Origin of the sequence: Limnohabitans sp. YIMB22184, from assembly GCF_048020265.1 — a bacterium.
Lineage (GTDB): Bacteria > Pseudomonadota > Gammaproteobacteria > Burkholderiales > Burkholderiaceae_C > Limnohabitans_A.
On record NZ_CP171843.1, the window covers coordinates 1,042,745 to 1,063,430 of the forward strand.

Sequence of the window (20,686 nt, forward strand, 5' to 3'; positions counted from 1 at the left end):
AAATCATGGAACTCAAACGCATCATTGCCCGCGACAGCCGCTCAGCCAACGAAAAAGCCATTCAGTTGTATGGCCCCGATGTCTTGATCATTTCAAGTCAGAGGATCGACCAGCAAACCGAACTGATCGTGGCCGTCGATGTAGCCAGCGAACCCAGCGCCCCTGTCGCTGTGCCCCGCGAGACCCAACCGGCTTCGCCCAGCGCGCACCGTGCAGATCCGGCGCAATTCAAGCCCGATGCAGACCGATTTTTGCCGTTTTCGGAAATTTTCCAGAACGCCAACAACCAGGCTGTTCCTGTGCCAACGCAGCTGCAGACCCCAGGTGAGCAGCAGCCGGCGGCCATCGCAGCAGCGCCAAACCAGACACCGTTGTTCGACGACCATCCGGCCTCAGCCCCAACTCAAACGCCCATTCAAGCGCAAACTGCTGGCGCACAGGTCCAGCCTTTTGCAGCCAGTGCCCAGGTGCTGTCCACACCTGTGAGCGAACAGCCCACAGCCTATGAGCACCAACGCAGCCACGAAATCGTGGACATGCTGCGCCAGGAAATGGCCGCTTTGCGCAAAGAGTTCGCCTTGTCTCGTCAAATGCAACCTTGGCAGCAAACGCTCGGTCTGTCGCCCGACATCCAAAAACTCACCATAGCCATGCAAGAGGTGGGTATGCCTGTGGCCTTGCGCTCCCTGTTGACCGACAGCATTCAGGGTTTGGAGAGCCTGGACGAAGCCTGGCCTGTGGTGCAGCGCCTCTTGGGGGACGCGATCAACCGGCCCGCCATGAAGGCGCCCCATGCCGGCGTGCACGCCTTGTGCGGACCATCCGGGGGGGGCAAAACTTCGATGTTGGGACGTCTGGCTTACGCCGCCGCACAAGCGCACGGCGCAGAAAAGCAGGTGATGATCAGTTACGGCGAACAGCGTCCTGGCGCTTGGTCACAGATTCAGTTGCTGGCCTCGCAAGCCGGCGCCGTTTGTTTCCGGGCCGCCGACATGGCCATGCTCCAGACTTTGCTCGATGATTTGCACGGCAAGACGATCTGGATTGACACGCCTGGCGCGGACTTCGCGGTACACGCCCAGCAACTCATGCAGTCTCAGCCAGGCTTGTGCTTGCATGCGGTCTTGCCTGTTGATGCTACAGTGACCAACGTGCAAAAAATTCTCCAAAATTCTGAAATTCGCTGGTCCTCCTTGATGCTCACCAAAGTGGACGAGGCCGCTTACCCTTGGCCCTTGCTCAAAGGCTTGTGCGAACAGGCCCTGCCGGTCTCTTGTATGGCCGAAGACAGCAAGATCAATGTGCCGCCCTTGGCCTTTGGTGCCGAGCGTTTGGTGGCAATGGCCATGACACCCTTGCAGGCTTTATTGCCTGAGGTCCAGCATTTGACGGCTGCTCCGGCCAAGGCGGCTCGCAAACCACGTGCAAAAAAAGACGTGGCAGCGACTTCTGACGTTCAACCCAAAACCCGTGCCGTCAAGGCTCGGGCTGCGACGGGCCTCTCGGCCTCCAAAGCTGCACATGGATAAGAAGAGTTTCCCACAAGTCATCGGGGTGGCCAGCGGCAAAGGGGGTGCTGGCAAGACGACTGTCGCCATCAATTTGGCCGTGGCTCTGGCCCTGCGTGGGCAGCATGTGATGCTGCTGGACGCTGATTTGGGCATGGCCAATGCCCAAATCGCATTGGGAGCCCATGCGCCATACAACATCAGCCACGTGCTCAACGGCAGCAAAACCTTGCAAGAGGTGCTGGTCACCACCGCGCAGGGTGTCCGATTGGTGCCGGGCGCCTCGGGCTTGCGCGACATTGCTGCGCTGAGTTCTGCGCAAATCGCCACCATGATCCGCGCTTTTGACACGCTGGATGAGCCGGTGGACTATCTGGTGGTCGATGTGGCTGCCGGCATCGCACCTGCCGTGCTCGAATTCATGGCCGCATGCCAACGCCGCTTTGTGGTGGTGTGTGACCAGCCTTCCTCCATTGCCGACGCTTATGGACTGATCAAGGTGATGTCTACCGAGCAGTCGCTGGATGAAATTTACCTCATCCCCAACATGGTCGGCAGCATGCAGGAGGGGCGGCAGTTGTACCGCCGTCTCAACGATGTCTGTACCCGTTTTTTAGGCATTTCGATACGCTATCTGCACTCCATCGAGGGCGACGAGTTGGTGCTTCAGGCCTTGCGCAAATACCAGTCTGTGCTGGATTACGCGCCGGGCAGCGCCGCCGCGCGTGATTTCAGAGCCCTGGCTGAAGCCGTGGACCAGTTGCCACGCATACAGTCTGCTTCAGGGCGCATGCAGTTTTTCATGGAGCGCATGCTGCACGTTCCCACTGACCGGTCAGGCGCATGAGCAACGTTTCTCTTTATGAAGAGGTTGGCGATCGCCAAGAGTCCTTGATCATGGCGCACATGCCCATGGTCAAACGCGTGGCGGTGCACCTGAAAGCCCGCTTGCCGCCTTTTATGGAACTCGACGAGTTGGTGCAAGTGGGCATGGTGGGCTTGATAGAAGCTGCGCGCTCTTTTGATCCGACCAAAGGGTTTGAGTTTGAGCATTTCGCGCTCAGCCGTGTGCGCGGCGCGATTTTGGACGAAGTGCGGCGGCAATCCTTTTTGCCGCGTTCAGCAGTCGCGTTCAATAAAAGTGAAAACGAGGCTGTCCACGTGTTGGCTGCTGAGTTGGGACGCGCGCCCACTCAGGCTGAATTGGCCCTGTTCATGGGCAAGGACATCGAGGAATTCCACAAAGAACGCGGCCAGGCCAAACGCTTTGAGACTTACTCGATGGAGGTGGTCAATGACGAGGTCATGAGCATGCCTGGTGACAGCGCAATGCAGCCCGAGGTCATGGTGGAGGAGGCCGAGTTCATGGAAGCCGTGGTGCAGGCCATCGACCAATTGCCTGAACGGGAAAGGCTGGTGATGTCGCTTTACTACGTTGAAGAGCTCAATCTCAAGGAAATTGGTGAAGTTTTGGGTGTGAGTGAATCCAGGATCAGTCAAATTCTTTCCGCTGTTGTGAAAAAATTACGGCAAAATTTGCAAATCTCCTAAATTTAACTAATTCTGATGTTCAGTTTTTTCAGCCGCAACAAACCTGAGGACGAGATGCGTCGTGCAGTGGCGGCCTTTGAAAAAGTGGCATCCATCCAATCTGACTCGCGTGATGCACGCAGCATGCGCCTGCGCATGGGCTTGATTTGTCGCGCCCATTTGGACAAAACCTTCATCGCAGGTGCTGAGCAAACGGCCGCTTGGCAAGAGCATGCCAGGCAGGCGTTGCTGGATGATCAACCGCTTCCCGATCTGCCCAAACCCTCGAAGTTTCAAAAAATACGCTCGGGTGAGACCGACATTTACGCTTATTTGCCTGAAGAGTTCGTCACCGAAGCGTTTGGCTTGGGTGCGCGGTACCAAAAAATGGAGCTGTCTGCCCCCAAGGCCATCGAAGCCATGCAGGCTTTGGCTAACCAGATCAGTTACTACGAACTGCGGCTTCAGGAGCCCTTTCAGGTGCTGGACTTCCTGCGCGAAGAGTTGGCTGCCGAGGCGGCTTTGTTGGCCGCAGCGCAAGATTCCGAGGGCCATCCTCCCTCAACTGATGGACAGGTGTCCGCGTGAACGCCATGGAAGCCTTGGTCAATGCGCTGATGGCTATTGGTTTATTGCTGATCTTGATCCTCGTGGTTTATTTGATCGACAGGGTCAACTTGATCGAAAAAGAAACCCGCAAGGTGATGAGCACGATCAGCGACAACGCCGCACGTCCGGCAGCGCCTTACATGGGTTTGTCGGCTAAAAAACTGTGGGATGTCATGACTGGCAGGTCCGATGAAGGGCTGGACAGTGAAGCCGTCTCGGAGCTGCGCGTTCGGTATCAAACGGTTTTGACCAAGCACGTCGAGGCTTTGTACCAAGAGGGTTTCAAGGACGGTCAGCTCGGTGTTGGAGGGGAGCCTAAAAATACACGGCTCATTGCCACTGCCAAAGGCCAGGTGGAGTCTTGGATACCTTCGGCGCAAGCCAATGCTTTGTACCAATGTGGTTTGAACGCTTCGCAGACCCCCGAGTCCGATTGGGGGCCGATACGCGCTGCCATGGACGAAGCCGGTCAATTGTTGTGGTCTAAAACCCAGTTGGAACCTGCGGGTGCGCTGTCTGATTGGTTGATGCCCTCGGGTGCTGGTCCCAAGGGTCAGGCCGAGCCGCAGGCCGATATGGGCTTGTTGGATGCCCGCTGACGTTGGCAAGGTCCGCTGAAGGCCGAAGTCCGGGGCCTTTCCATGCGGCTCAGTGGCCGCAAAGCTGCTCTCTTTTGCGACCAGGATGGTGTTCGGCAATCGGTTTTTAAATTCAATCCATGCAAAACGTGTGGGTTGGCCTCAAGTTTTCTGTCTGACCGCCGATTCCTCTGTTACTGAAGTAGTAAAGGGGTTTCTTTCCATGCGTGCCTATTCCAAATTTGCTGAGAGTTACGGTTCTGTCCAGGTCACCACAGGCGTGGCAACGGCAGACAACATCCAGCTGATCCAGATGTTGTTTGATGGCTTGTTGGAAAGCCTTGCCATGGCATCGGGCCACATCCAGAACAACGCGATCGAGGAAAAATCCAAAGCCTTGGCACGTGCAGGTCGCATCGTGGTGGGTTTGCAAGGCGCGCTCGATTTCGAGCGTGGCGGCGAGTTGGCTCAAAACCTCAACGAGTTGTACGCCTACATCACACGTCGACTGTTCCACATCAACGCACACAACGACTTGGCAGCGCTTGAAGAAGTCAAAACCCTGATCAGGGACATCTCGCAAGCATGGCAGACTTTGCCCAGCTTGTTGGCAGACACTGGCCGCAAGACGCATTACGCCAACTGATGGCACCAGGCTCGGGCATGGCCGATTGGTCTGCCCGACAGGGATCGAACCTGTGACCCACAGCTTAGAAGGCTGTTGCTCTATCCAACTGAGCTACGGGCAGAAGTGTCAAACAATCCAGAAACACAAAAGGCCCTGACGGGCCTTTTTTTGTGAGTTTGTCTGAAAACAGACTTTGGAATCTTCTTGTGGCTGAGCCATCAAGAAATGGTCGGAGCGGCGGGATTCGAACTCGCGACCCTCTGCTCCCAAAGCAGATGCGCTACCAGGCTGCGCTACGCTCCGACTGCACATATTCTAACTCCCAAATCGCCTGTTTCAGTCCATGGCATTCAAAAAAGTCCGCTGGTCATGCGCAAGAGCCATCGCCAGCGCACTGACAGGGAACGGCCTTGAGCGTGAGGCACTGGAACGATGCCAATCCAGTGAAAACGGCCTGCAGAGCAGGCCGTTTTTCCGGGGGCTGATGGGTGTTCAGCTGCCGCGTGTCACGGGCATGTTGACATCGCCGGGCAAGCTCAACTGCTTGGCCAATTCCAGCTTGGCCAGCGAGTTGCGATGCACTTCGTCTGGACCGTCGGCCAGGCGCAGGGTGCGCTGGTGGGCGTAGGCATAGGCCAGCGGGAAGTCTTGTGACACCCCACCACCGCCGTGCGCTTGAATGGCCCAGTCGATGATCTGGCAGGCCATGTTGGGGGCCACGATCTTGATCATGGCGATCTCGGCCTTGGCCACCTTGTTGCCCACGGTGTCCATCATGTGGGCCGCCTTGAGCGTGAGCAGTCGGGCTTGCTCGATCATGCAGCGCGACTCGGCGATGCGCTCTTGCCACACGGTCTGACGGGCCACTTCGCGGCCAAAAGCGACACGCTCATTCAGGCGTTTGCACATCAGCTCGAGAGCCCGCTCGGCAATGCCAATCGAGCGCATGCAGTGGTGAATGCGGCCAGGTCCGAGGCGACCTTGGGCGATTTCGAAGCCACGGCCTTCGCCCAGCAAGATGTTCTCGGCCGGCACACGCACGTTTTTGAGCACAACTTCCATGTGGCCGTGCGGGGCGTCGTCGTAGCCAAACACCGAGAGGGCACGCACCACGGTGATGCCCGGCGCGTTGGCGGGCACCACGATCATGGATTGCTGCTCGTGACGGCCTGCGTCGGGGTTGGTCTTGCCCATCACGATGTAGACCGCGCAGCGTGGGTCACCCGCGCCGGACGACCACCACTTGCGGCCGTTGATCACGTACTCGTTGCCTTCGCGGCGGATTTCGCACTCGATGTTGGTGGCGTCGGATGAAGCCACATCGGGCTCGGTCATCAAAAAGGCCGAGCGGATTTCGCCGCGCAGCAAGGGCTCCAGCCACTGGTCCTTGAGTTCTTCGCTGGCGTAACGCTCCAGGGTTTCCATGTTGCCGGTATCAGGTGCCGAGCAGTTGAAGACCTCGGCGGCAAAAGGCACACGCCCCATGATTTCGCACATGGGCGCATATTCCAAGTTGGACAGGCCTTGTGGTGCCCGCTTGGACTTGGGCAAAAACAGGTTCCACAGGCCGGCGGCTTGGGCCTTGGGCTTGAGTTCCTCGACGATTTTGGTCGGCACCCAGGCGTTGCCTTTGGCGCGGTTTTCGGCGATCTCTGCAAAGAACCTCGCCTCGTTGGGGTAGATGTGCTCGTCCATGAAGGCGAGCAAGCGGGCCTGCATGTCTTTGACCTTGGGGGTGTATTCAAAATCCATGGTCTCTCTCCTAGGGTTGGGATTCGGTTCTTAAAAATGGGGTCACGCTTGGCGGGCAAAGCGCCAGGCCAACTCGGCCATGGGGCGGGCCCCTGCGCCTGAAGTTTTGGCTTGTTCGCTGGACGCGGTGCCGTCTTCGACGCGTTTGGCAATGCCTTGCAAGATGGCCGCGATGCGGAACATGTTGTAGGCCAGGTAAAAATTCCAGTCTTTGGCCAAAGCCTCGGGCGTGGTGAAGCCGGTGCGCTCGCAATAGCGGCGGATGTATTCGGCTTCAGAGGGAATGCCCAGCGCGGCCAGATCGAGCCCGCCAATGCCGCGGAAGGTACCCGGGCTGATGTGCCAGGCCATGCAGTGGTAGCTGAAGTCGGCCAGCGGGTGGCCCAGGGTGGACAGCTCCCAGTCGAGTACCGCCAGCACGCGGGCTTCGGTGGGGTGGAACATCAGGTTGTCCAGGCGGTAGTCGCCATGCACGATGCCGACCAAAGACTCGTCCTTGGCGCTGTCCGGGATGTTTTTAGGCAGCCATTCGATCAGCTGGTCCATCTCGGGGATGGGCTGGGTGATGGAGGCGGCGTATTGTTTGCTCCAGCGGCCAATCTGGCGCTCGATGTAGTTGCCGGGTTTGCCGTAGCTGGCCAGGCCTTGCTTGGCAAAGTCGACTTTGTGCAACGCCGCCAGCACACGGTTCATCTCGTCGTAAATTTCTCCGCGCTCAGCAGGTGTCATGCCTGGCAAAGACTGGTCCCACAGCACGCGGCCTTGCACGAACTCCATGACATAAAACGCGCGGCCAATCACCGACTCGTCATCGCACAGCACATGCATCTGGGCCACGGGCACGTCGGTGCCGTGCAAGCCTTGCATCACGGCGAACTCGCGTTCGATGGCATGGGCCGAGGGCAGCAGCTTGGCCACTGGGCCGGGTTTGGCCCGCATCACGTATTGGCGTGAAGGGGTGATCAGCTTGTAGGTGGGGTTCGATTGGCCACCCTTGAACATTTCCACGCTCAAGGGGCCTGCAAACCCGGGCAGCTTGGCTGTGAGCCAGCTCTCCAAGGCCGGGATGTCGAAGGTGTGGGTGCCGGTGACAGGCCGGGTCCCCACGAAATGATCAAAAGCACTCATGGGGTGACCCGTCGAAAATCAAGGGCCGCTGCAGTCAGCGGTGAGATGGAAAAACTGTGGCGCGTCAGTGGTCCGCGTTCACGATCAGCAGCAATGCATCGCGATCGAGCACCACCAAGCCACCGGGCTCGATGCGGATGATCTGCTCGCGTTCCATTTGCTTGAGTTCCTGGTTGACGCGCTGGCGCGATGCGCCCAGCAGCTGGGCCAGTTCTTCCTGCGCCAGTTGCAGGCTGATGCGGATCGCCTTGGCGTCCGACAGACTGGGCACGCCGTAGCTGCGCAGCAAGTGGTTGAGCTGTTTGGCCAGCCGGGCCCGCAAGGGCAGGGTGTTGAGGTCTTCCACCAAGCCGTAGAGCTGGCGAATGCGGCGCGACTGCAGGCGCAGCATGGCTTCGTAAAACTCGACGTGCTGCGACAGGATTTTCTTGAAGTCGGCCTTGGCCACGTTGAGCGTGGTCGTATCGCCGTGTGCATAACAATCGTGCGTGCGGCGGTCCCCGTCGAAGATCGACACATCGCCAAACCAGATGCCCGGCTCCACATAGGTCAGGGTGATCTGCTTGCCCGACACCGAGGTCGAGCTCACGCGCACCGCGCCCTTGGCACAGGCAATCCACTGCTCGGGCGGGTCTCCCCGTGCCGCGAGCATGTCGCCGTCCTTGAAACGTTTGACGTAAGCGCATCGAAGTATGTCGTGACGAAGTGAAGGTGAAAGGGTTGAGAACCAGCGACCACCATTGATCGCCTCTCTTTCCTCCATTGTCAGAATCGGTTCGTCCATGCTCTGTCCTTTGAGTGACTGGGAATCGTTTTTTTGTCGCCTGGGGGACCAGTCGCTTTATTCGTATTCGGGTTTTTGCTTGTTCAGGAATGCAGAAATGCCGATGCCCGCATTGGCGTGGTGCAGGTTTTTCACAAAGTGGTCGCGCTCACGCGCCAGTTGCGCATTGAGGCTGCTGCCGTCGGCATCGCCCAGCAATTCCTTGATGCTGGCCAGCGCATTGGGTGCGCGGGCGTTGAGCTGTTCGCTCAGTTGCAAAGCCTGCTGCAGGGCTTGTCCGGCATCCACCAGTCGATTCACCACGCCCAGCTGCTGCAAACGTTCTGCGCCGATGCGCTCGCCGCACATCAGCAGCTCGGTGGCCAGTTGGCGCGGCACAGCGCGCGACAGGCTCCAGCTGCCCCCGCCATCGGGCGACAAGGCAATCGAGCTGTAGGCCATCACGAACACGCTGTTGCGGGCGGCCACGATCATGTCGCAAGCCAATGCCAGCGAAAAACCGGCACCAGCGGCAGGACCTTCCACCGCCGCAATCACCGGTTTGGGAAAGGTGCGGATGGCTTCGATCCAGTTGTGCAGGCCTTCGATGCTTTGCGCTTGGTGCTCGGGCGGCAACTGGCGGTTGTTTTGCAGGCGCTGCAAATTGCCACCTGCGCTGAAGATGCCATTGGCCCCGGTGATCACCACGCTGCGCACATCGGCGCTGGATTCGGCCACGCTCAAGGCTTCGACGCCTGCGGCATACATCTCGGGGCCGAGGGCGTTGCGAAACTCCGGGTTGCTGAGGGTCAAAACCAGGGTCTGGCCTTCGCTGGTGCTGAGCAATTGGGCGGTCATGGGCGTCCTTGGTGTGGGGGCAGGTCAGTCTTCGGTGTGCATCAGCGACAGGCCAATGGCCCCACGGCGGCGCAACCAGGGGCTGGGGCGATAGCGTGGGTCACCATAGACCGTTTGCAGGTTGAACAGCACTTCCAGCACATTGGTCGGGCCATAACGGTTGCCCATGGCCAAAGGTCCCAAGGGGTAAGCCAAGCCCAACGTGACAGCCGTTTCCAGGTCTTGTGGGGTGCAGATGCGCTGCTGGCAAATGTCGGAGGCGATGTTCACGATGGTGGCCACCACGCGCTGGGTGACAAAACCGCCGCTGTCGCGGATCACCGACACGGCCTTGCCGTCGCGTGCAAACAGGGCGTGCGCTGCATCGCGCATGTCGGCGCGGGTGGCAGGGTTGGTGGCCAGCACGCGGCGCTTGGTGGCGGCGTCGTCGATCAGCATGTCGATGCCCACCGTGCGGGCTGGGTCCAGGCGTTCGACCACGGCCACCGTGGTGATGTCAAAGCCCAAGGGCGCCACCAGGGTCAGCGCCTCGGGCGATGGGGAGGCACCGGTTTCGATTTTGGCACCCAGGTCCTTGAGCAGCTGCAGCAGCTCCATGCGGCGTGCTGCACGGGGCGAGACCCAAACGGGCGGGATGTTGTCGACCACAGGCACAGGCGGCTCGGCAGGCACTTGGGCCACACCGTCCACGTATTTGTAGAAACCATCGCCGACCTTTTTGCCAACCACACCACCGGCCAGGCGCTGGGCCGTGATCACGTTGGGGCGGTAGCGCGGCTCTTCGTAATACTGGTGGTAGATCGCTTCGATCACATGGTGCGATACGTCCAGGGCCGTCAGGTCAAACAATTCGAAGGGGCCGAGTTTGAAGCCCACCTGGTCGCGCAGGATGCGGTCGATGGTCGCGAAATCGGCAATGCCTTCGCTCACGATACGCAGCGCTTCGGTGCTGTAACCACGGCCCGCGTGGTTGACGATGAAGCCGGGGGTGTCTTGTGCCTGTACGGGCGTGTGGCCCATCTGACGCGCAAAGTCGGACAGGCGCTGGCACACCGCTGGATCGGTTTTGAGACCTGCGATGACCTCGACCACTTTCATGAGCGGCACAGGGTTAAAGAAGTGGTAGCCGGCAAACTGGCCAGGGCGCTGCAAGGCGGCGGCAATGCCCGTGACAGACAGCGACGAGGTGTTGGTCACCAGAACGGCGCTGGGTGCCAGCACTTTTTCCAGATCACTGAACAGGCTTTTCTTGATCTCAAGCTTTTCCACAATGGCCTCAACCACCAGCTCACAACCTGCCAGGTCTTGCAGCGTGGCAGCGCCCAGCAGGCGGCTTTTGTGGCCAGCCACGGCTTCGGCCGTCAGGCGACCTTTTCCCTGCAGCTTGTCCCATTGCTGGAAAACCGCGTCCCGGGCTTTGGCGATGGCTTCGGCCTGTGTGTCGTACAGCCAGACCTGGCTGCCTGCTTGTGCGGCGATTTGGGCGATGCCCCGGCCCATGGCGCCGGCGCCGATGATGGCCACTTTGGAGAATGCAAGGGTCATAAAAGGGATGAGGTCTTAAGGGAATGGTGTGTCGGATCTAAAAGCAACTGTCTCAGGTGCAGGGGCAACAGAGCCGGGCTTGCTGCGACGCAAATCAATCAAGATTATCGCTTCAGTCCAGAGGCAAAAAGTGTGGTTGCCGATGCTCAGCGACGCACTTGCAGTGCGCCGGGGTTGACGATGTTGGTCGGGGTGCCTTTGATGAAATTCACCACGTTGTCGAATGCGGCACCGAAATACAGTTCGTAGCTGCTCTTTTCAACATAACCGATGTGCGGCGTGCAAATGCAGTTTTCCAAGCGCAGCAAAGCCGAGCCTTGCAAAATCGGCTCGGATTCGAAGACGTCGATGGCGGCCAAGCCGGGGCGACCTCGGTTCAAGGCGCTGATCAAGGCATTGGGCTCGATCAATTCGGCACGCGAGGTGTTCACAAACAAGGCTGTGGGCTTCATTCGGCCCAGATCCTCGCCTGTGACCAGACCTTGGGTGGCTTCGTTGAAGCGCAAATGCAACGACAACACGTCGGACTCTTCAAAAAAAGCAACGCGGCTGCTGGCTGCCCGAAACCCATGCTGGATGGCCAGCGTGCGGGATTCGTCGCTGCCCCAAACCATGACATCCATGCCAAAGGCCTTGCCGTATCCGGCGACCAGCTGACCAATCTTGCCGTAACCCCAAATGCCCAATGTTTTGCCGCGCAGCACAGTGCCCAGCCCGAAGTTGGCTGGCATGGAGCCGGCCTTCAGGCCCGATTGTTGCCAGGCCCCATGCTTTAAGTTGCCGATGTACTGGGGTAGCCGGCGGGCTGCGGCCATGATCAAGGCCCAAGTCAGCTCGGCGGGTGCAACCGGCGATCCGACACCCTCGGCCACAGCCACCCCGCGCTCGGTGCAGGCGGCCAGATCGATGTGTCCGCCCAAGCGGCCAGTCTGGACGATCAGCTTCAAGCGGGGCAGTTTTTCAATCACGGCTCGCGTGAGTTGGGTGCGTTCTCGGATCAGCACGATGATGTCCGCGTCTTTCAAACGCACAGACAGCTGCCCGATACCCTTGACGGTGTTGGTGTAGACCTTGGCCGGGAAGTTCTCGAGTTTGACTGCGCAGTCGAGCTTGCGCACTGCATCTTGGTAGTCGTCAAGGATCACAATGTTCATCCCTCCATTGTGCCTTGACGTGGCGACCCCTTCAGGTCGGCCGGGTGGGGTTGACGATCAAATGCGGGCTTGTGCCGCTTCCAGTGCAGCCAGACGGTCCAGTTCGGCGCAGACGTCGGCCATGCGGCCCGAAATCACCATGCGACCGGCACCTTTGACCCGTTGATCGCTTTCTGTCACCCGCAAGACGCGCAAGGCCGGTGCGGCCACGGCCACGGCTTGGAGGCGCTGCGGTTGGGCCACATTCCTTGACGCCAGCGCGCCGCAGGTTGGCTGGCGTGTGGCCCAAACGGGCCGCAAATAGGCCTTGCTGCGCTGTGGTTTGACCGCAACCGGCGCAGTACGACCGAAACTGGCGAGGCCTTGAAAAAGACCCGAAAAAGCAAGCAGAGCGATTCCCATGTGAAACCTTTCAAAAGCATGGAGGTTGGACACAGGCAGGATTGCTGAAGGAGCCTGTTGCATCAGGGCTGGCAGAACCATGTCGCCAGCGCCCGCCACCTGGTGCAACAAGCAAGTGTCTTACATCAGAAGGGTGTTGCGGATCAGGCCTACGGCCAAACCTTCAATGTCGAACGGCTCTTCGGGGTTGACCACGATGGTGGGGTAATCGGGGTTTTCGGGCAAAAGCTCGATGCCGCTGCCTGTTTTACGCAAGCGCTTGACGGTGACTTCCTCGCCCAGGCGGGCCACCACAATTTGACCGTTGCGGACTTCCTTGGTGGATTTCACGGCCAGCAGGTCGCCGTCCATGATGCCTGCGTCCCGCATGGACATGCCGCGAACGCGCAGCAAGTAATCGGGTTGCTCGGCAAATAAGCTGCTTTCGATCTGATAGGTCCGATCCACATGCTCTTGAGCCAAAATGGGCGACCCAGCGGCCACACGCCCGACCAGAGGCAAACTCAATTGACCCAAGCCGGGCAGGGTGAGACTGAACAGGTCGGACGGTGCCCGCAAAGCGTTACGGTTGCTGCCCTTGAGGCGAATGCCGCGAGAGGTGCCGCTCACCAGTTCGATGGCGCCTTTGCGGGCCAGGGCCTTGAGGTGTTCTTCTGCCGCGTTGGCCGACTTGAAGCCCAGCACGCTGGCGATTTCGGCACGCGTGGGTGGGGCACCGGTGTTGGCGATGGTGTTCTGGATCAGTTCCAGAATTTCTTGTTGCCGGGCGGTGAGTTTGGGGCTGTCGGTCATGGCGATCTCCTTGTGAAGATTGGATAAACTGTTTTTTCATCCAGTGACTGTATTTTTAACCAGTTTTTAGGGCTGTGCAAGTGGTGGACGCAAAAAAAATTCAGAAAATCGTGGTTTTGGGCACAGGTGGGACGATTGCCGGTACGGCGACCAGTGCCGGTGACCACACGGGGTACACCGCCGGGCAATTAGGGGTTCAACATCTGCTGGCCGCGGTGCCAGGGCTGGAAGAGGCATTGCAAGGTGATGCTTTGGTGTGCGAACAAGTGGCCCAACTTGACAGCAAGGACATGGACCATGCTACCTGGCAAGCGCTGGCGCAGCGCTGTTCTCACTGGCTCGCGCAGACTGATGTGGTCGGCATCGTCATCACCCACGGCACCGACACGCTGGAAGAAACAGCCTGGTTTTTGCAACAAGTGATGGCCACCTTCAAGCCCGTGGTGCTGACCTGTGCGATGCGCCCGGCCACCGCCTTGACGCCCGATGGCCCGCAAAACCTGCTGGACGCCATGGCTGCGGTGCGCGACCCGATGGCTCGGGGCGTGTTGGCCGTTTGCGCAGGTCGCATCCACAGCGCCCGTGACGTGCAAAAAGTCCATCCTTACCGCTTGGACGCTTTCAGCTCGGGTGAGGCAGGACCGCGCGGCTGGGTGGAGCAAGGCGTTGTGCGTTGGACAGACCCGGGCGCTTGGCCGGTAGCGCATGTTCATGCCCAGCTGGCGCTTGGGCAGCCTGCCGCCGATTGGCCTTGGGTCGAGGTCGTGCCCAGCCATGCCGGTGCCGACGCCAGACAAGTGGATGCCTTGGTGGCTGCAGGTGTGAAGGGGCTGGTGGTGGCGGGCACAGGCAACGCCACAGTGCACCAGGCCCTGTGGGTGGCGCTCGCCCGAGCGCAGGACCAAGGTGTGGCCGTGCGCGTAGCCACCCGCTGCGCCGAAGGCCAGATTGTGGGGCAACCCGCTTTGCAGACAGCCCCACGAGGCCTCAATGCCTACAAGGCGCGGGTGAACTTGATGCTGGATTTGATGGGCCAGGTCTGAGATCTGGCCCTGAAAACACAAAGCCCCGCAGAGCGGGGCTTTGTGGGGGTGGCTGAGCTGAAGAATCAGCTCGCCAGCGCCTCGAACGCACGGGCGGTGATGTCTTCCACGCTGCCCGTGCCTTGAATAGCACGGTATTTGGGGGCGGCGGCGGGGTCTTGTTTGGCCCAGCCAGAGTAGTAGTCCACCAGTGGACGAGTCTGGGCGCTGTAAACATCCAGACGCTTCTTCACGGTTTCTTCCTGGTCGTCGGCACGTTGCACCAAGGGCTCGCCAGTCAGGTCGTCCACACCAGCCACCTTGGGCGGGTTAAATTTGACATGGTAGGTGCGGCCAGAAGCGGGGTGGGAGCGGCGGCCGCTCATGCGTTCGATGATGGCATCAAAGGGCACGTCGATTTCGAGTACGTAGTCGAGTTTGACGCCCGCAGCCTTCATGGCATCGGCTTGGGGGATGGTGCGGGGGAAGCCGTCAAACAGGAAGCCATTGGCGCAGTCTGCCTGGGCGATGCGTTCCTTGACCAGGTTGATGATCAGGTCGTCGCTGACCAGACCACCGGACTCCATGACGGCTTTGGCTTGCAGGCCCAGAGGGGTGCCGGCCTTGACGGCAGCGCGCAGCATGTCGCCTGTGGAGATTTGGGGGATGTTGTATTTCTGGCAGATGAAAGTGGCTTGCGTGCCTTTGCCGGCGCCGGGTGCGCCCAACAGAATCAGTCTCATGGGAAGGTCCTTATCGTTTGAAATTGTTTCGGCGAGTCGGGCTCCATGACCGCTGCCGGATTGTTTTTGAGAATATCACGCCAGCCTCAAGCCTGGCTTACGACGCCCACCCTGGTTTTTCATTCAGCCGATCAGGCTGCGCACACGCGCCAGGTCTTGTGGCGTGTCGACACCGGGGCCGGGGGCCTCGGGCGTCACATGCACGGCGATCCGGTGGCCATGCCACAGGGCGCGCAGCTGCTCCAGTGACTCCATGGTTTCAATCGGGGCGGGCGGCAAGGTGGGAAACAGCGCCAGAAAACCGGCCCGGTAAGCGTAAATGCCGATGTGGCGCAGCGGCGCTAGGCTGGGCAAGGCCTTGAAGCCCGAGTCCGCCTGGCCCTCGCGCCACCAGGGAATGGGGGCCCGGCTGAAATAGAGCGCCATCTGGCGGGCATCCATGACCACTTTGACCACATTGGGGTTGGTGAATTCTTCGACCGAGCCGATCGCGTGGGCGGCCGTGCTCATGCTGGCATCGGGCCGCTCGCTCAGCACGCGGGCCACCTCGTTGATGAGCGCGGGGGGCATCAGGGGTTCGTCACCCTGCACATTGACCACCACCGCGTCATCGGGCAGGCTCAGCAGCTGGCAGGCTTCGGCCAACCGGTCGCTGCCGCTCAGGTGGTCTTGACGGGTCAACAGGGCCTGCACGCCGTGGGCCACGCAGGCGGCCACGATCCGTTCGTCGTCTGCGGCCACCACCACTTGGCAGGCCTCAGACTGCAGGGCCCGTTGCGCGACGCGCACCACCATGGGCAATCCGCCGATATCGGCCAAGGGTTTGTCGGGCAGGCGGCTGGACGCCATGCGGGCAGGAATCACCACGGTGAAGCCGCGTGGCGCTGGGGCATCTGTCATGGTCAATTGTCAGAGCGCCGGACGCAGTGCGGCCAGTCGGTCAATTTCTTCGTCACTCAGGGGGCGGGCTTCGTTTTCCAGCAGGATCGGGATGCCCTTGCGCACCGGATAGGCCAAGCGGGCGCTGCGCGAGAGCAGTTCCTGGCGTTCGCGGTCGAAGTTGAGCGGGCCTTTGGTGACCGGGCAAACCAGCAGTTCAAGCAATTTGGTGTCCATGCCGCCAATGATAACGGGCCCATGGTCCGCTGTGGGGCGGTACAGGTGGGCGTCAGTGCTGCAAAAGCGCGTCCAGGCGCGCATCCAGGGCCACCCAAAAATCATTTTCGGGCATGACTACCAAGGGCACGGCCAGCGCACCGGGTTCATGGGGCCAGAGTTTGGCCGCGTCCTTCTCGGTGCACAGCCAGGTGCGGTCGGGTTGGGCTTGCCAGTCTTGGTAGTCGTGGTGGTCGGGCAGAGCGGTGGTGGTGGTGAGGCTCAGGCCCGATTGGCGCAACATCTGAAAAAATGCTTCAGGCCGTGCCAGCCCGGCTACTGCATGCAAGGGGCGCTTGCACAGTTCGCTCAGCGCAACGCGCTGGCCCGTCGCGGTGATGGCGTGGTCTGCCAGCTGGCGTGTGGCTTGGTATTGCGTGGGCTGGTCCTTATCTGACGTAGACGCCGAACGGGTCGGCCCCGTGTGCAGCACCCAATCGACCCGGCGCGGCCAGGCCTCGCGCAGGGGCCCTGCCGGCAGCAACCAGCCGTTGCCCGTGCCGCGTTCGTCCATCACGCATATTTCGAGGTCGCGGGCCAAAGCCAGGTGCTGCAAGCCATCGTCGCAAATCAGCACTCGCACCGCCGGGTGCGCTTGCAACAAGTCCAGTGCCGCATCGGCCCTGGCCCGCGCCACCCAAACGGGCACGCCCGTGGCTTGGTGGATCAGCAAGGGTTCGTCCCCCACGTCCAGTGGGTGGCTGTCGTGCGTCACGGCCCGCGCGTCATGCGTTCGGCGTCCATGCCCGCGTGAGATCACCCCGACCTGCAATCCCCTGGAGCGCAAGTGCTTGGCCAAGGCGATGGTCACAGGCGTTTTGCCTGCACCGCCCGCCACCACATTGCCCACCACGATGACCAGAGCGGGTACGCGCCAGGTTTTGAACAGGCCCCAGGCGTAGGCCATGCGGCGCAGCGTCATGAGTGCGCCATAAATAGCCGCCAGCGGGCGCAAAGCCCAGGCGAGTGGACCTCGCCGCAACCAGATGCGCGGCAAAAGCTGGTGGAGGTAGGCGGACAGGCCCATGCCGATCAGGAGCCCGGCACTTCGGCCGACTGGGTGGCAAAAGTGATTTTGGACAAACCGCTGCGGCGTGCCGCCTCCATGGCATGGATGACGCTTTGGTGCGAGGCAGCAGCGTCGGCGCTGATCACCAGCATCGCGTCTTTGTCGGCCAGCGGGGTCAACACCGCCACCAAAGCGCCCACCGAGCTGGCACCTACGGGCGACTTGTTGATGGCGTACTGTCCTTGCGAGGTGATGGTCAGCACAATCTGGCGAGGCCGCTGGCTGGATGCGCTGGCATCGGCCACGGGCAGGTTCAGCTGGATCTCTGTCAACCGCGACCAGGTGGTGGTGAGCATCAAAAAGATCAGCACCACCAAGAGCACGTCAATGAACGGGATCAGGTTGATCTCGGGCTCGGGGGCGGTGCGAGGGGTCTTGAAATTCACAGCCAGCCTTCAGGTGCGCACACGGCCCAGGTGCCGGGCAAACTGCTCGGCGGTCACTTCCATGGCCAGCACATGGCTGTCCACCACCGCGCGAAAGTAGCGCCAGAACATCAGCGCCGGAATGGCCACGATCAAGCCAAAAGCGGTGTTGTAAAGCGCCACCGAAATGCCGTGGGCCAACAAGGCGGGCTGGTTGTTGGCCGCGGTGTGCGCGCCAAAAATCTCGATCATGCCGACCACGGTGCCCAGCAAGCCCAGCAGAGGGGCCGCCGAGGCGATGGTGGCCAGCGCAGGCAGGTAGCGCTCTAGCCCTTGGGCAGCCAGACGGCCCGCAGTTTGCATCTGGGCCTGGATGTCTTCGCTGGTCGCTTGCGGGTTGGCTTTCAGGCATCGCAGTCCGCTGGCCAGCACCGGCCCCATGGCCCCGGCTTTGTCCAGGGCCTGGATCATTTCGGGCAGGGGCACACCGCGTTGCGAGGCCTCGATGGTTTGCGTCAGGATGTTGGGGGGCATGACCTTGGCAGCTTGCAACTGCAAGCAGCGCTCCAGGATCAATGCCAAGGCCACAATGGAGCACAAAATCAGGGGCCAGATGGGCCAACCGGCGGCTTGTATGATGGACAGCAAGAAAAACCCTTCCCGTTGATGGCGTCGTGAACGGGCTGATTATCTGCCAATGCCCGCGCCCCCTTGTAAACAGGGGCCGGATGTTGGGATTTCTGTGGATAACTTTGTGAAGAACTTGGCCTGTCGCGCTGTTCAGCATACTCAGGTATATATTAATTTTCAAAAATTCGTCCGGCTATTTTTAAAATACTCAACAAAATCAATGGCTTACGATGGCCTTACTGTTGTACTTGCACCGAACGCGTCAAAAACTGCATCGGGCTTGGCTTGTGGAGTACTTGGGCTGAACAGATCAGGGTTTGCCGCCTGAAATGCCCGTGAAACGCTGATAAAACCTCAATCCCATGCCCTTGAACGACGATCTGAAGCCGCGCGCGTGGACAGTTTCCGCGCTGTGCCGCGCCATCGCTGACACGCTGGACGCCCAGTTCAACCCGGTCACTGTGCGCGGCGAGATTTCGGGTTTTTCGCGGGCCGCCAGCGGGCATTGTTATTTTTCGCTCAAGGACGACACGGGCCAGATCCGCTGCGCCATGTTCCGGCGTGCGGCCAGTTTGATGGACTTTGCCCCGCGCGACGGCGAATTGGTCGAGGTACGGGGCCGTTTGGGCGTGTACGAAGCCCGGGGTGATCTGCAGCTGATCGTTGAATCCATGGAGCGCGCAGGGCAAGGCGCCTTGTTTGAGCAGTTTTTGCGTCTGAAGGCCAAGCTCGAAGTCGAAGGCCTGTTCGACCCCGCGCACAAACGCGCACTGCCCGACCAGCCCCGTGCCATTGGGGTGGTCACGTCATTGGGCGCAGCCGCCTGGCACGATGTGGTGACCGCCTTGCAGCGGCGCGTGCCCCACATCCCGGTGCTGATGGCCCCGGCCTTGGTGCAAGGCGCAGGCGCGGCCGCCACGCTGGCGCAGGCCTTGCAAAGCATTTACGCCCTGACGGCCGAAGACAACCCGCTGTGCCCGCCCGTGGACGTGATTTTGTTGGTGCGCGGCGGCGGCTCGATGGAGGACCTGTGGTCCTTCAACGACGAAAACCTGGCCAGATTGATCGCCCAAAGCCCGGTGCCGCTCATTTGCGGTGTGGGCCACGAGACGGATTTCACCATCGCCGACTTTGTGGCCGATGTGCGTGCCCCCACGCCCACGGCCGCAGCCGAGATGGCCGCGACCGACCGGAGTGTGGGTCTGGAAGCCCTGTCGGTGCTGGAGCAGCGCCTCGGCCGGGGGCTGCTGCGACAGCAGGACCGCCAAGCGCAACGTTTGGATGCGGTGGCGGCACGCCTGGGGGTGGGTTTGGTCCGTCAGCAAGAGCGGCAGGGGCAGCGCCTGAACGCCATCGCCACCCGTTTGGGTCGCCCGCAAGCCCTGCTGGGCCAGCACCGCCAGTGGCTGGACCGCTTGGCACACCGTTTGCAAGCGGGCGTGCAAAGCCCATTGACGGACCGAGCGCACCAGTTGGAGCGCTTGAACGACCGACTGCGCTTTAATTTGGGCCAGCAAGTGCCGCAACGCGCCCAGCGGCTGGAGCGTGCCGCTTTGCGTCTGTCATCGGTGGACCCGCGTCAGGTGCTCGAGCGGGGTTATGCCTGGCTGAGCGACGCGCATGGCCAGGCCCTGACCCATGCCGCCCAGTTTGAGCCTGGGCAGAGCGTCAAAGCCACTTTGTCAGACGGTGAAGTGCCGCTGAAGGTTTTTGGCTGATTTTTCAGTGACCTGCCGCTCCAAAGGGCGATCAAGCTGCCCCTAAAATGCATGGGCCTATATCAACCCGCAACAAAAAAGGACATCCTCATGGAACACACCTTGCCCGCACTGCCCTACGCGATCGACGCTTTGGCCCCTCACTACAGCCAGGAAACCCTGGAGTTCCACCACGGCAAGCACCACAACGCTTATGTGGTGAACCTGAACAACCTGCAAAAAGGCACTGAATTCGAGAGCATGTCCCTCGAAGAGATCATCAAAAAGTCCAGCGGCGGCATCTACAACAACTCGGCCCAGATCTGGAACCACACCTTCTTCTGGAACTGCATGAAGCCCAACGGCGGTGGCGAGCCCACAGGCCCCTTGGCAGCCGCCATCAACGCCAAGTTCGGCAGCTATGCCGCATTCAAGGAAGCTTTCGTCAAGAGCGCTGTGGGCAACTTCGGCTCCGGCTGGACATGGCTGGTCAAGAAAGCCGACGGTTCGGTTGACATCGTCAACATGGGCGCCGCTGGCACCCCGCTGACCACAGGCGACACCGCTTTGTTGACCGTCGACGTGTGGGAGCACGCCTACTACATCGACTACCGCAACATGCGCCCCAAGTTCGTCGAGACCTTCCTCGACAAGCTGGTGAACTGGTCGTTCGCCGAGAAGAACTTCGGCTGATCGCGTCAGCCTTCAAGTCACAAAGCCCGCTGATGCGGGCTTTGTGCTTTCAGGGGCACAAGGTT

At 60.6% G+C, this 20,686-nt stretch carries 23 protein-coding genes and 2 tRNA genes; 9 read left to right on the plus strand and 16 right to left on the minus strand.

The annotated features are described in order from the left end of the window. Positions 1–5 precede the first annotated feature (5 nt). The 6 genes from ACHEXL_RS04970 to fliS all read left to right on the plus strand — a co-directional run bounded on the left by ACHEXL_RS04970 (position 6) and on the right by fliS (position 4,871). The gene (locus ACHEXL_RS04970; RefSeq protein ID WP_416560916.1) at positions 6–1,529 is read left to right on the plus strand and encodes a hypothetical protein; all 1,524 of its coding nucleotides are present in this window, start codon (positions 6–8) and stop codon (positions 1,527–1,529) included. Continuing rightward, positions 1,522–2,355, plus strand: a complete 834-nt coding sequence (locus ACHEXL_RS04975) for a MinD/ParA family protein (protein ID WP_416560917.1) — start codon at positions 1,522–1,524, stop codon at positions 2,353–2,355. Before ACHEXL_RS04970 ends, ACHEXL_RS04975 begins: the two co-directional genes overlap by 8 nt. Next, positions 2,352–3,059, plus strand: coding sequence for an RNA polymerase sigma factor FliA (gene fliA / locus ACHEXL_RS04980; protein WP_416560918.1), 708 nt, complete (start codon positions 2,352–2,354; stop codon positions 3,057–3,059). Before ACHEXL_RS04975 ends, fliA begins: the two co-directional genes overlap by 4 nt. A 15-nt stretch (positions 3,060–3,074) precedes the next feature. Then, positions 3,075–3,626, plus strand: a complete 552-nt coding sequence (locus tag ACHEXL_RS04985) for a hypothetical protein (protein ID WP_416560919.1) — start codon at positions 3,075–3,077, stop codon at positions 3,624–3,626. Between the two features lie 5 nt (positions 3,627–3,631). After that, a complete protein-coding gene (locus ACHEXL_RS04990; RefSeq protein WP_416561308.1) occupies positions 3,632–4,246 on the plus strand; it encodes a hypothetical protein in 615 nt (204 codons plus the stop codon). Between the two features lie 202 nt (positions 4,247–4,448). Beyond that, a complete protein-coding gene (gene fliS / locus ACHEXL_RS04995) occupies positions 4,449–4,871 on the plus strand; it encodes a flagellar export chaperone FliS (protein ID WP_416560920.1) in 423 nt (140 codons plus the stop codon). A gap of 26 nt (positions 4,872–4,897) precedes the next feature. Here fliS and ACHEXL_RS05000 read toward each other — a convergent pair. The 10 genes from ACHEXL_RS05000 to lexA form a co-directional block, all read right to left on the minus strand. Further along, positions 4,898–4,974, minus strand: a tRNA-Arg gene (locus tag ACHEXL_RS05000). A 105-nt stretch (positions 4,975–5,079) separates the two neighbouring features. Beyond that, positions 5,080–5,156: transfer RNA gene (locus ACHEXL_RS05005), tRNA-Pro, on the minus strand. A gap of 189 nt (positions 5,157–5,345) precedes the next feature. Next, entirely contained in the window at positions 5,346–6,605 is a 1,260-nt protein-coding gene (locus ACHEXL_RS05010) for an acyl-CoA dehydrogenase family protein (protein ID WP_416560921.1), read from the minus strand. Between the two features lie 42 nt (positions 6,606–6,647). After that, positions 6,648–7,733, minus strand: coding sequence for a phosphotransferase (locus ACHEXL_RS05015; protein WP_416560922.1), 1,086 nt, complete (start codon positions 7,731–7,733; stop codon positions 6,648–6,650). Between the two features lie 64 nt (positions 7,734–7,797). Continuing rightward, entirely contained in the window at positions 7,798–8,517 is a 720-nt protein-coding gene (locus tag ACHEXL_RS05020) for a Crp/Fnr family transcriptional regulator (RefSeq protein WP_108426112.1), read from the minus strand. Positions 8,518–8,574: 57 nt separating this feature from the next. Further along, complete coding sequence (locus ACHEXL_RS05025) at positions 8,575–9,354, minus strand: oxepin-CoA hydrolase, alternative type (protein ID WP_416560923.1); 780 nt, start codon at positions 9,352–9,354, stop codon at positions 8,575–8,577. Between the two features lie 24 nt (positions 9,355–9,378). Further along, positions 9,379–10,899 (minus strand): 3-hydroxyacyl-CoA dehydrogenase, encoded by a 1,521-nt coding sequence (locus ACHEXL_RS05030; protein WP_416560924.1) that lies wholly within the window; start codon positions 10,897–10,899, stop codon positions 9,379–9,381. Between the two features lie 146 nt (positions 10,900–11,045). Beyond that, positions 11,046–12,053, minus strand: a complete 1,008-nt coding sequence (locus ACHEXL_RS05035) for a D-2-hydroxyacid dehydrogenase family protein (protein WP_416560925.1) — start codon at positions 12,051–12,053, stop codon at positions 11,046–11,048. 57 nt (positions 12,054–12,110) lie between these two features. After that, positions 12,111–12,455, minus strand: a complete 345-nt coding sequence (locus ACHEXL_RS05040; protein WP_416560926.1) for a hypothetical protein — start codon at positions 12,453–12,455, stop codon at positions 12,111–12,113. 120 nt (positions 12,456–12,575) lie between these two features. Then, positions 12,576–13,247 carry a transcriptional repressor LexA gene (gene lexA / locus ACHEXL_RS05045; protein ID WP_416560927.1) on the minus strand — a complete coding sequence of 224 codons (672 nt, stop codon included), beginning with the start codon at positions 13,245–13,247 and terminating at the stop codon, positions 12,576–12,578. A 74-nt stretch (positions 13,248–13,321) separates the two neighbouring features. Here lexA and ACHEXL_RS05050 point away from each other — a divergent pair, with 74 nt between their 5' ends. Further along, positions 13,322–14,290 carry an asparaginase gene (locus tag ACHEXL_RS05050; RefSeq protein ID WP_416560928.1) on the plus strand — a complete coding sequence of 323 codons (969 nt, stop codon included), beginning with the start codon at positions 13,322–13,324 and terminating at the stop codon, positions 14,288–14,290. Between the two features lie 65 nt (positions 14,291–14,355). Here the strand turns inward: ACHEXL_RS05050 and adk are convergent, their stop codons facing one another. From adk to ACHEXL_RS05080, 6 genes are all read right to left on the minus strand, one after another. After that, entirely contained in the window at positions 14,356–15,012 is a 657-nt protein-coding gene (gene adk / locus ACHEXL_RS05055) for an adenylate kinase (protein ID WP_416560929.1), read from the minus strand. Between the two features lie 123 nt (positions 15,013–15,135). Further along, the gene (gene kdsB, locus ACHEXL_RS05060) at positions 15,136–15,912 is read right to left on the minus strand and encodes a 3-deoxy-manno-octulosonate cytidylyltransferase (RefSeq protein WP_416560930.1); all 777 of its coding nucleotides are present in this window, start codon (positions 15,910–15,912) and stop codon (positions 15,136–15,138) included. A gap of 9 nt (positions 15,913–15,921) precedes the next feature. Then, a complete protein-coding gene (locus ACHEXL_RS05065; RefSeq protein ID WP_416560931.1) occupies positions 15,922–16,128 on the minus strand; it encodes a Trm112 family protein in 207 nt (68 codons plus the stop codon). A gap of 52 nt (positions 16,129–16,180) precedes the next feature. Next, positions 16,181–17,203, minus strand: coding sequence for a tetraacyldisaccharide 4'-kinase (gene lpxK, locus ACHEXL_RS05070; protein WP_416561309.1), 1,023 nt, complete (start codon positions 17,201–17,203; stop codon positions 16,181–16,183). Further along, positions 17,200–17,622: an ExbD/TolR family protein gene (locus tag ACHEXL_RS05075; RefSeq protein ID WP_416560932.1), complete on the minus strand. Its 423-nt coding sequence runs from the start codon at positions 17,620–17,622 to the stop codon at positions 17,200–17,202. Before ACHEXL_RS05075 ends, lpxK begins: the two co-directional genes overlap by 4 nt. A gap of 9 nt (positions 17,623–17,631) precedes the next feature. Continuing rightward, complete coding sequence (locus ACHEXL_RS05080; protein ID WP_416560933.1) at positions 17,632–18,249, minus strand: MotA/TolQ/ExbB proton channel family protein; 618 nt, start codon at positions 18,247–18,249, stop codon at positions 17,632–17,634. A gap of 344 nt (positions 18,250–18,593) precedes the next feature. Between ACHEXL_RS05080 and xseA the strand changes: the two genes are divergently transcribed. Beyond that, positions 18,594–19,949, plus strand: coding sequence for an exodeoxyribonuclease VII large subunit (gene xseA, locus ACHEXL_RS05085; RefSeq protein ID WP_416560934.1), 1,356 nt, complete (start codon positions 18,594–18,596; stop codon positions 19,947–19,949). 90 nt (positions 19,950–20,039) lie between these two features. Further along, a complete protein-coding gene (locus ACHEXL_RS05090; RefSeq protein WP_108426124.1) occupies positions 20,040–20,621 on the plus strand; it encodes a superoxide dismutase in 582 nt (193 codons plus the stop codon). The last annotated feature ends 65 nt before the right edge of the window (positions 20,622–20,686 follow it).

What these genes read in the sequence shown, in the direction of transcription:
- adk (WP_416560929.1), bottom strand. Translation starts at nt 15,012, where the DNA reads ATGAGACTGATTCTGTTGGGCGCACCCGGCGCCGGCAAAGGCACGCAA.
- ACHEXL_RS05065 (WP_416560931.1), bottom strand. Translation starts at nt 16,128, where the DNA reads ATGGACACCAAATTGCTTGAACTGCTGGTTTGCCCGGTCACCAAAGGC.
- ACHEXL_RS05040 (WP_416560926.1), bottom strand. Translation starts at nt 12,455, where the DNA reads ATGGGAATCGCTCTGCTTGCTTTTTCGGGTCTTTTTCAAGGCCTCGCC.
- ACHEXL_RS05025 (WP_416560923.1), bottom strand. Translation starts at nt 9,354, where the DNA reads ATGACCGCCCAATTGCTCAGCACCAGCGAAGGCCAGACCCTGGTTTTG.
- ACHEXL_RS05015 (WP_416560922.1), bottom strand. Translation starts at nt 7,733, where the DNA reads ATGAGTGCTTTTGATCATTTCGTGGGGACCCGGCCTGTCACCGGCACC.
- ACHEXL_RS04970 (WP_416560916.1), top strand. Translation starts at nt 6, where the DNA reads ATGGAACTCAAACGCATCATTGCCCGCGACAGCCGCTCAGCCAACGAA.
- ACHEXL_RS04990 (WP_416561308.1), top strand. Translation starts at nt 3,632, where the DNA reads ATGGAAGCCTTGGTCAATGCGCTGATGGCTATTGGTTTATTGCTGATC.
- kdsB (WP_416560930.1), bottom strand. Translation starts at nt 15,912, where the DNA reads ATGACAGATGCCCCAGCGCCACGCGGCTTCACCGTGGTGATTCCTGCC.
- ACHEXL_RS04975 (WP_416560917.1), top strand. Translation starts at nt 1,522, where the DNA reads ATGGATAAGAAGAGTTTCCCACAAGTCATCGGGGTGGCCAGCGGCAAA.
- fliA (WP_416560918.1), top strand. Translation starts at nt 2,352, where the DNA reads ATGAGCAACGTTTCTCTTTATGAAGAGGTTGGCGATCGCCAAGAGTCC.
- xseA (WP_416560934.1), top strand. Translation starts at nt 18,594, where the DNA reads ATGCCCTTGAACGACGATCTGAAGCCGCGCGCGTGGACAGTTTCCGCG.
- ACHEXL_RS05030 (WP_416560924.1), bottom strand. Translation starts at nt 10,899, where the DNA reads ATGACCCTTGCATTCTCCAAAGTGGCCATCATCGGCGCCGGCGCCATG.
- ACHEXL_RS05010 (WP_416560921.1), bottom strand. Translation starts at nt 6,605, where the DNA reads ATGGATTTTGAATACACCCCCAAGGTCAAAGACATGCAGGCCCGCTTG.
- fliS (WP_416560920.1), top strand. Translation starts at nt 4,449, where the DNA reads ATGCGTGCCTATTCCAAATTTGCTGAGAGTTACGGTTCTGTCCAGGTC.
- ACHEXL_RS05035 (WP_416560925.1), bottom strand. Translation starts at nt 12,053, where the DNA reads ATGAACATTGTGATCCTTGACGACTACCAAGATGCAGTGCGCAAGCTC.
- ACHEXL_RS05020 (WP_108426112.1), bottom strand. Translation starts at nt 8,517, where the DNA reads ATGGACGAACCGATTCTGACAATGGAGGAAAGAGAGGCGATCAATGGT.
- ACHEXL_RS05090 (WP_108426124.1), top strand. Translation starts at nt 20,040, where the DNA reads ATGGAACACACCTTGCCCGCACTGCCCTACGCGATCGACGCTTTGGCC.
- lexA (WP_416560927.1), bottom strand. Translation starts at nt 13,247, where the DNA reads ATGACCGACAGCCCCAAACTCACCGCCCGGCAACAAGAAATTCTGGAA.
- ACHEXL_RS04985 (WP_416560919.1), top strand. Translation starts at nt 3,075, where the DNA reads ATGTTCAGTTTTTTCAGCCGCAACAAACCTGAGGACGAGATGCGTCGT.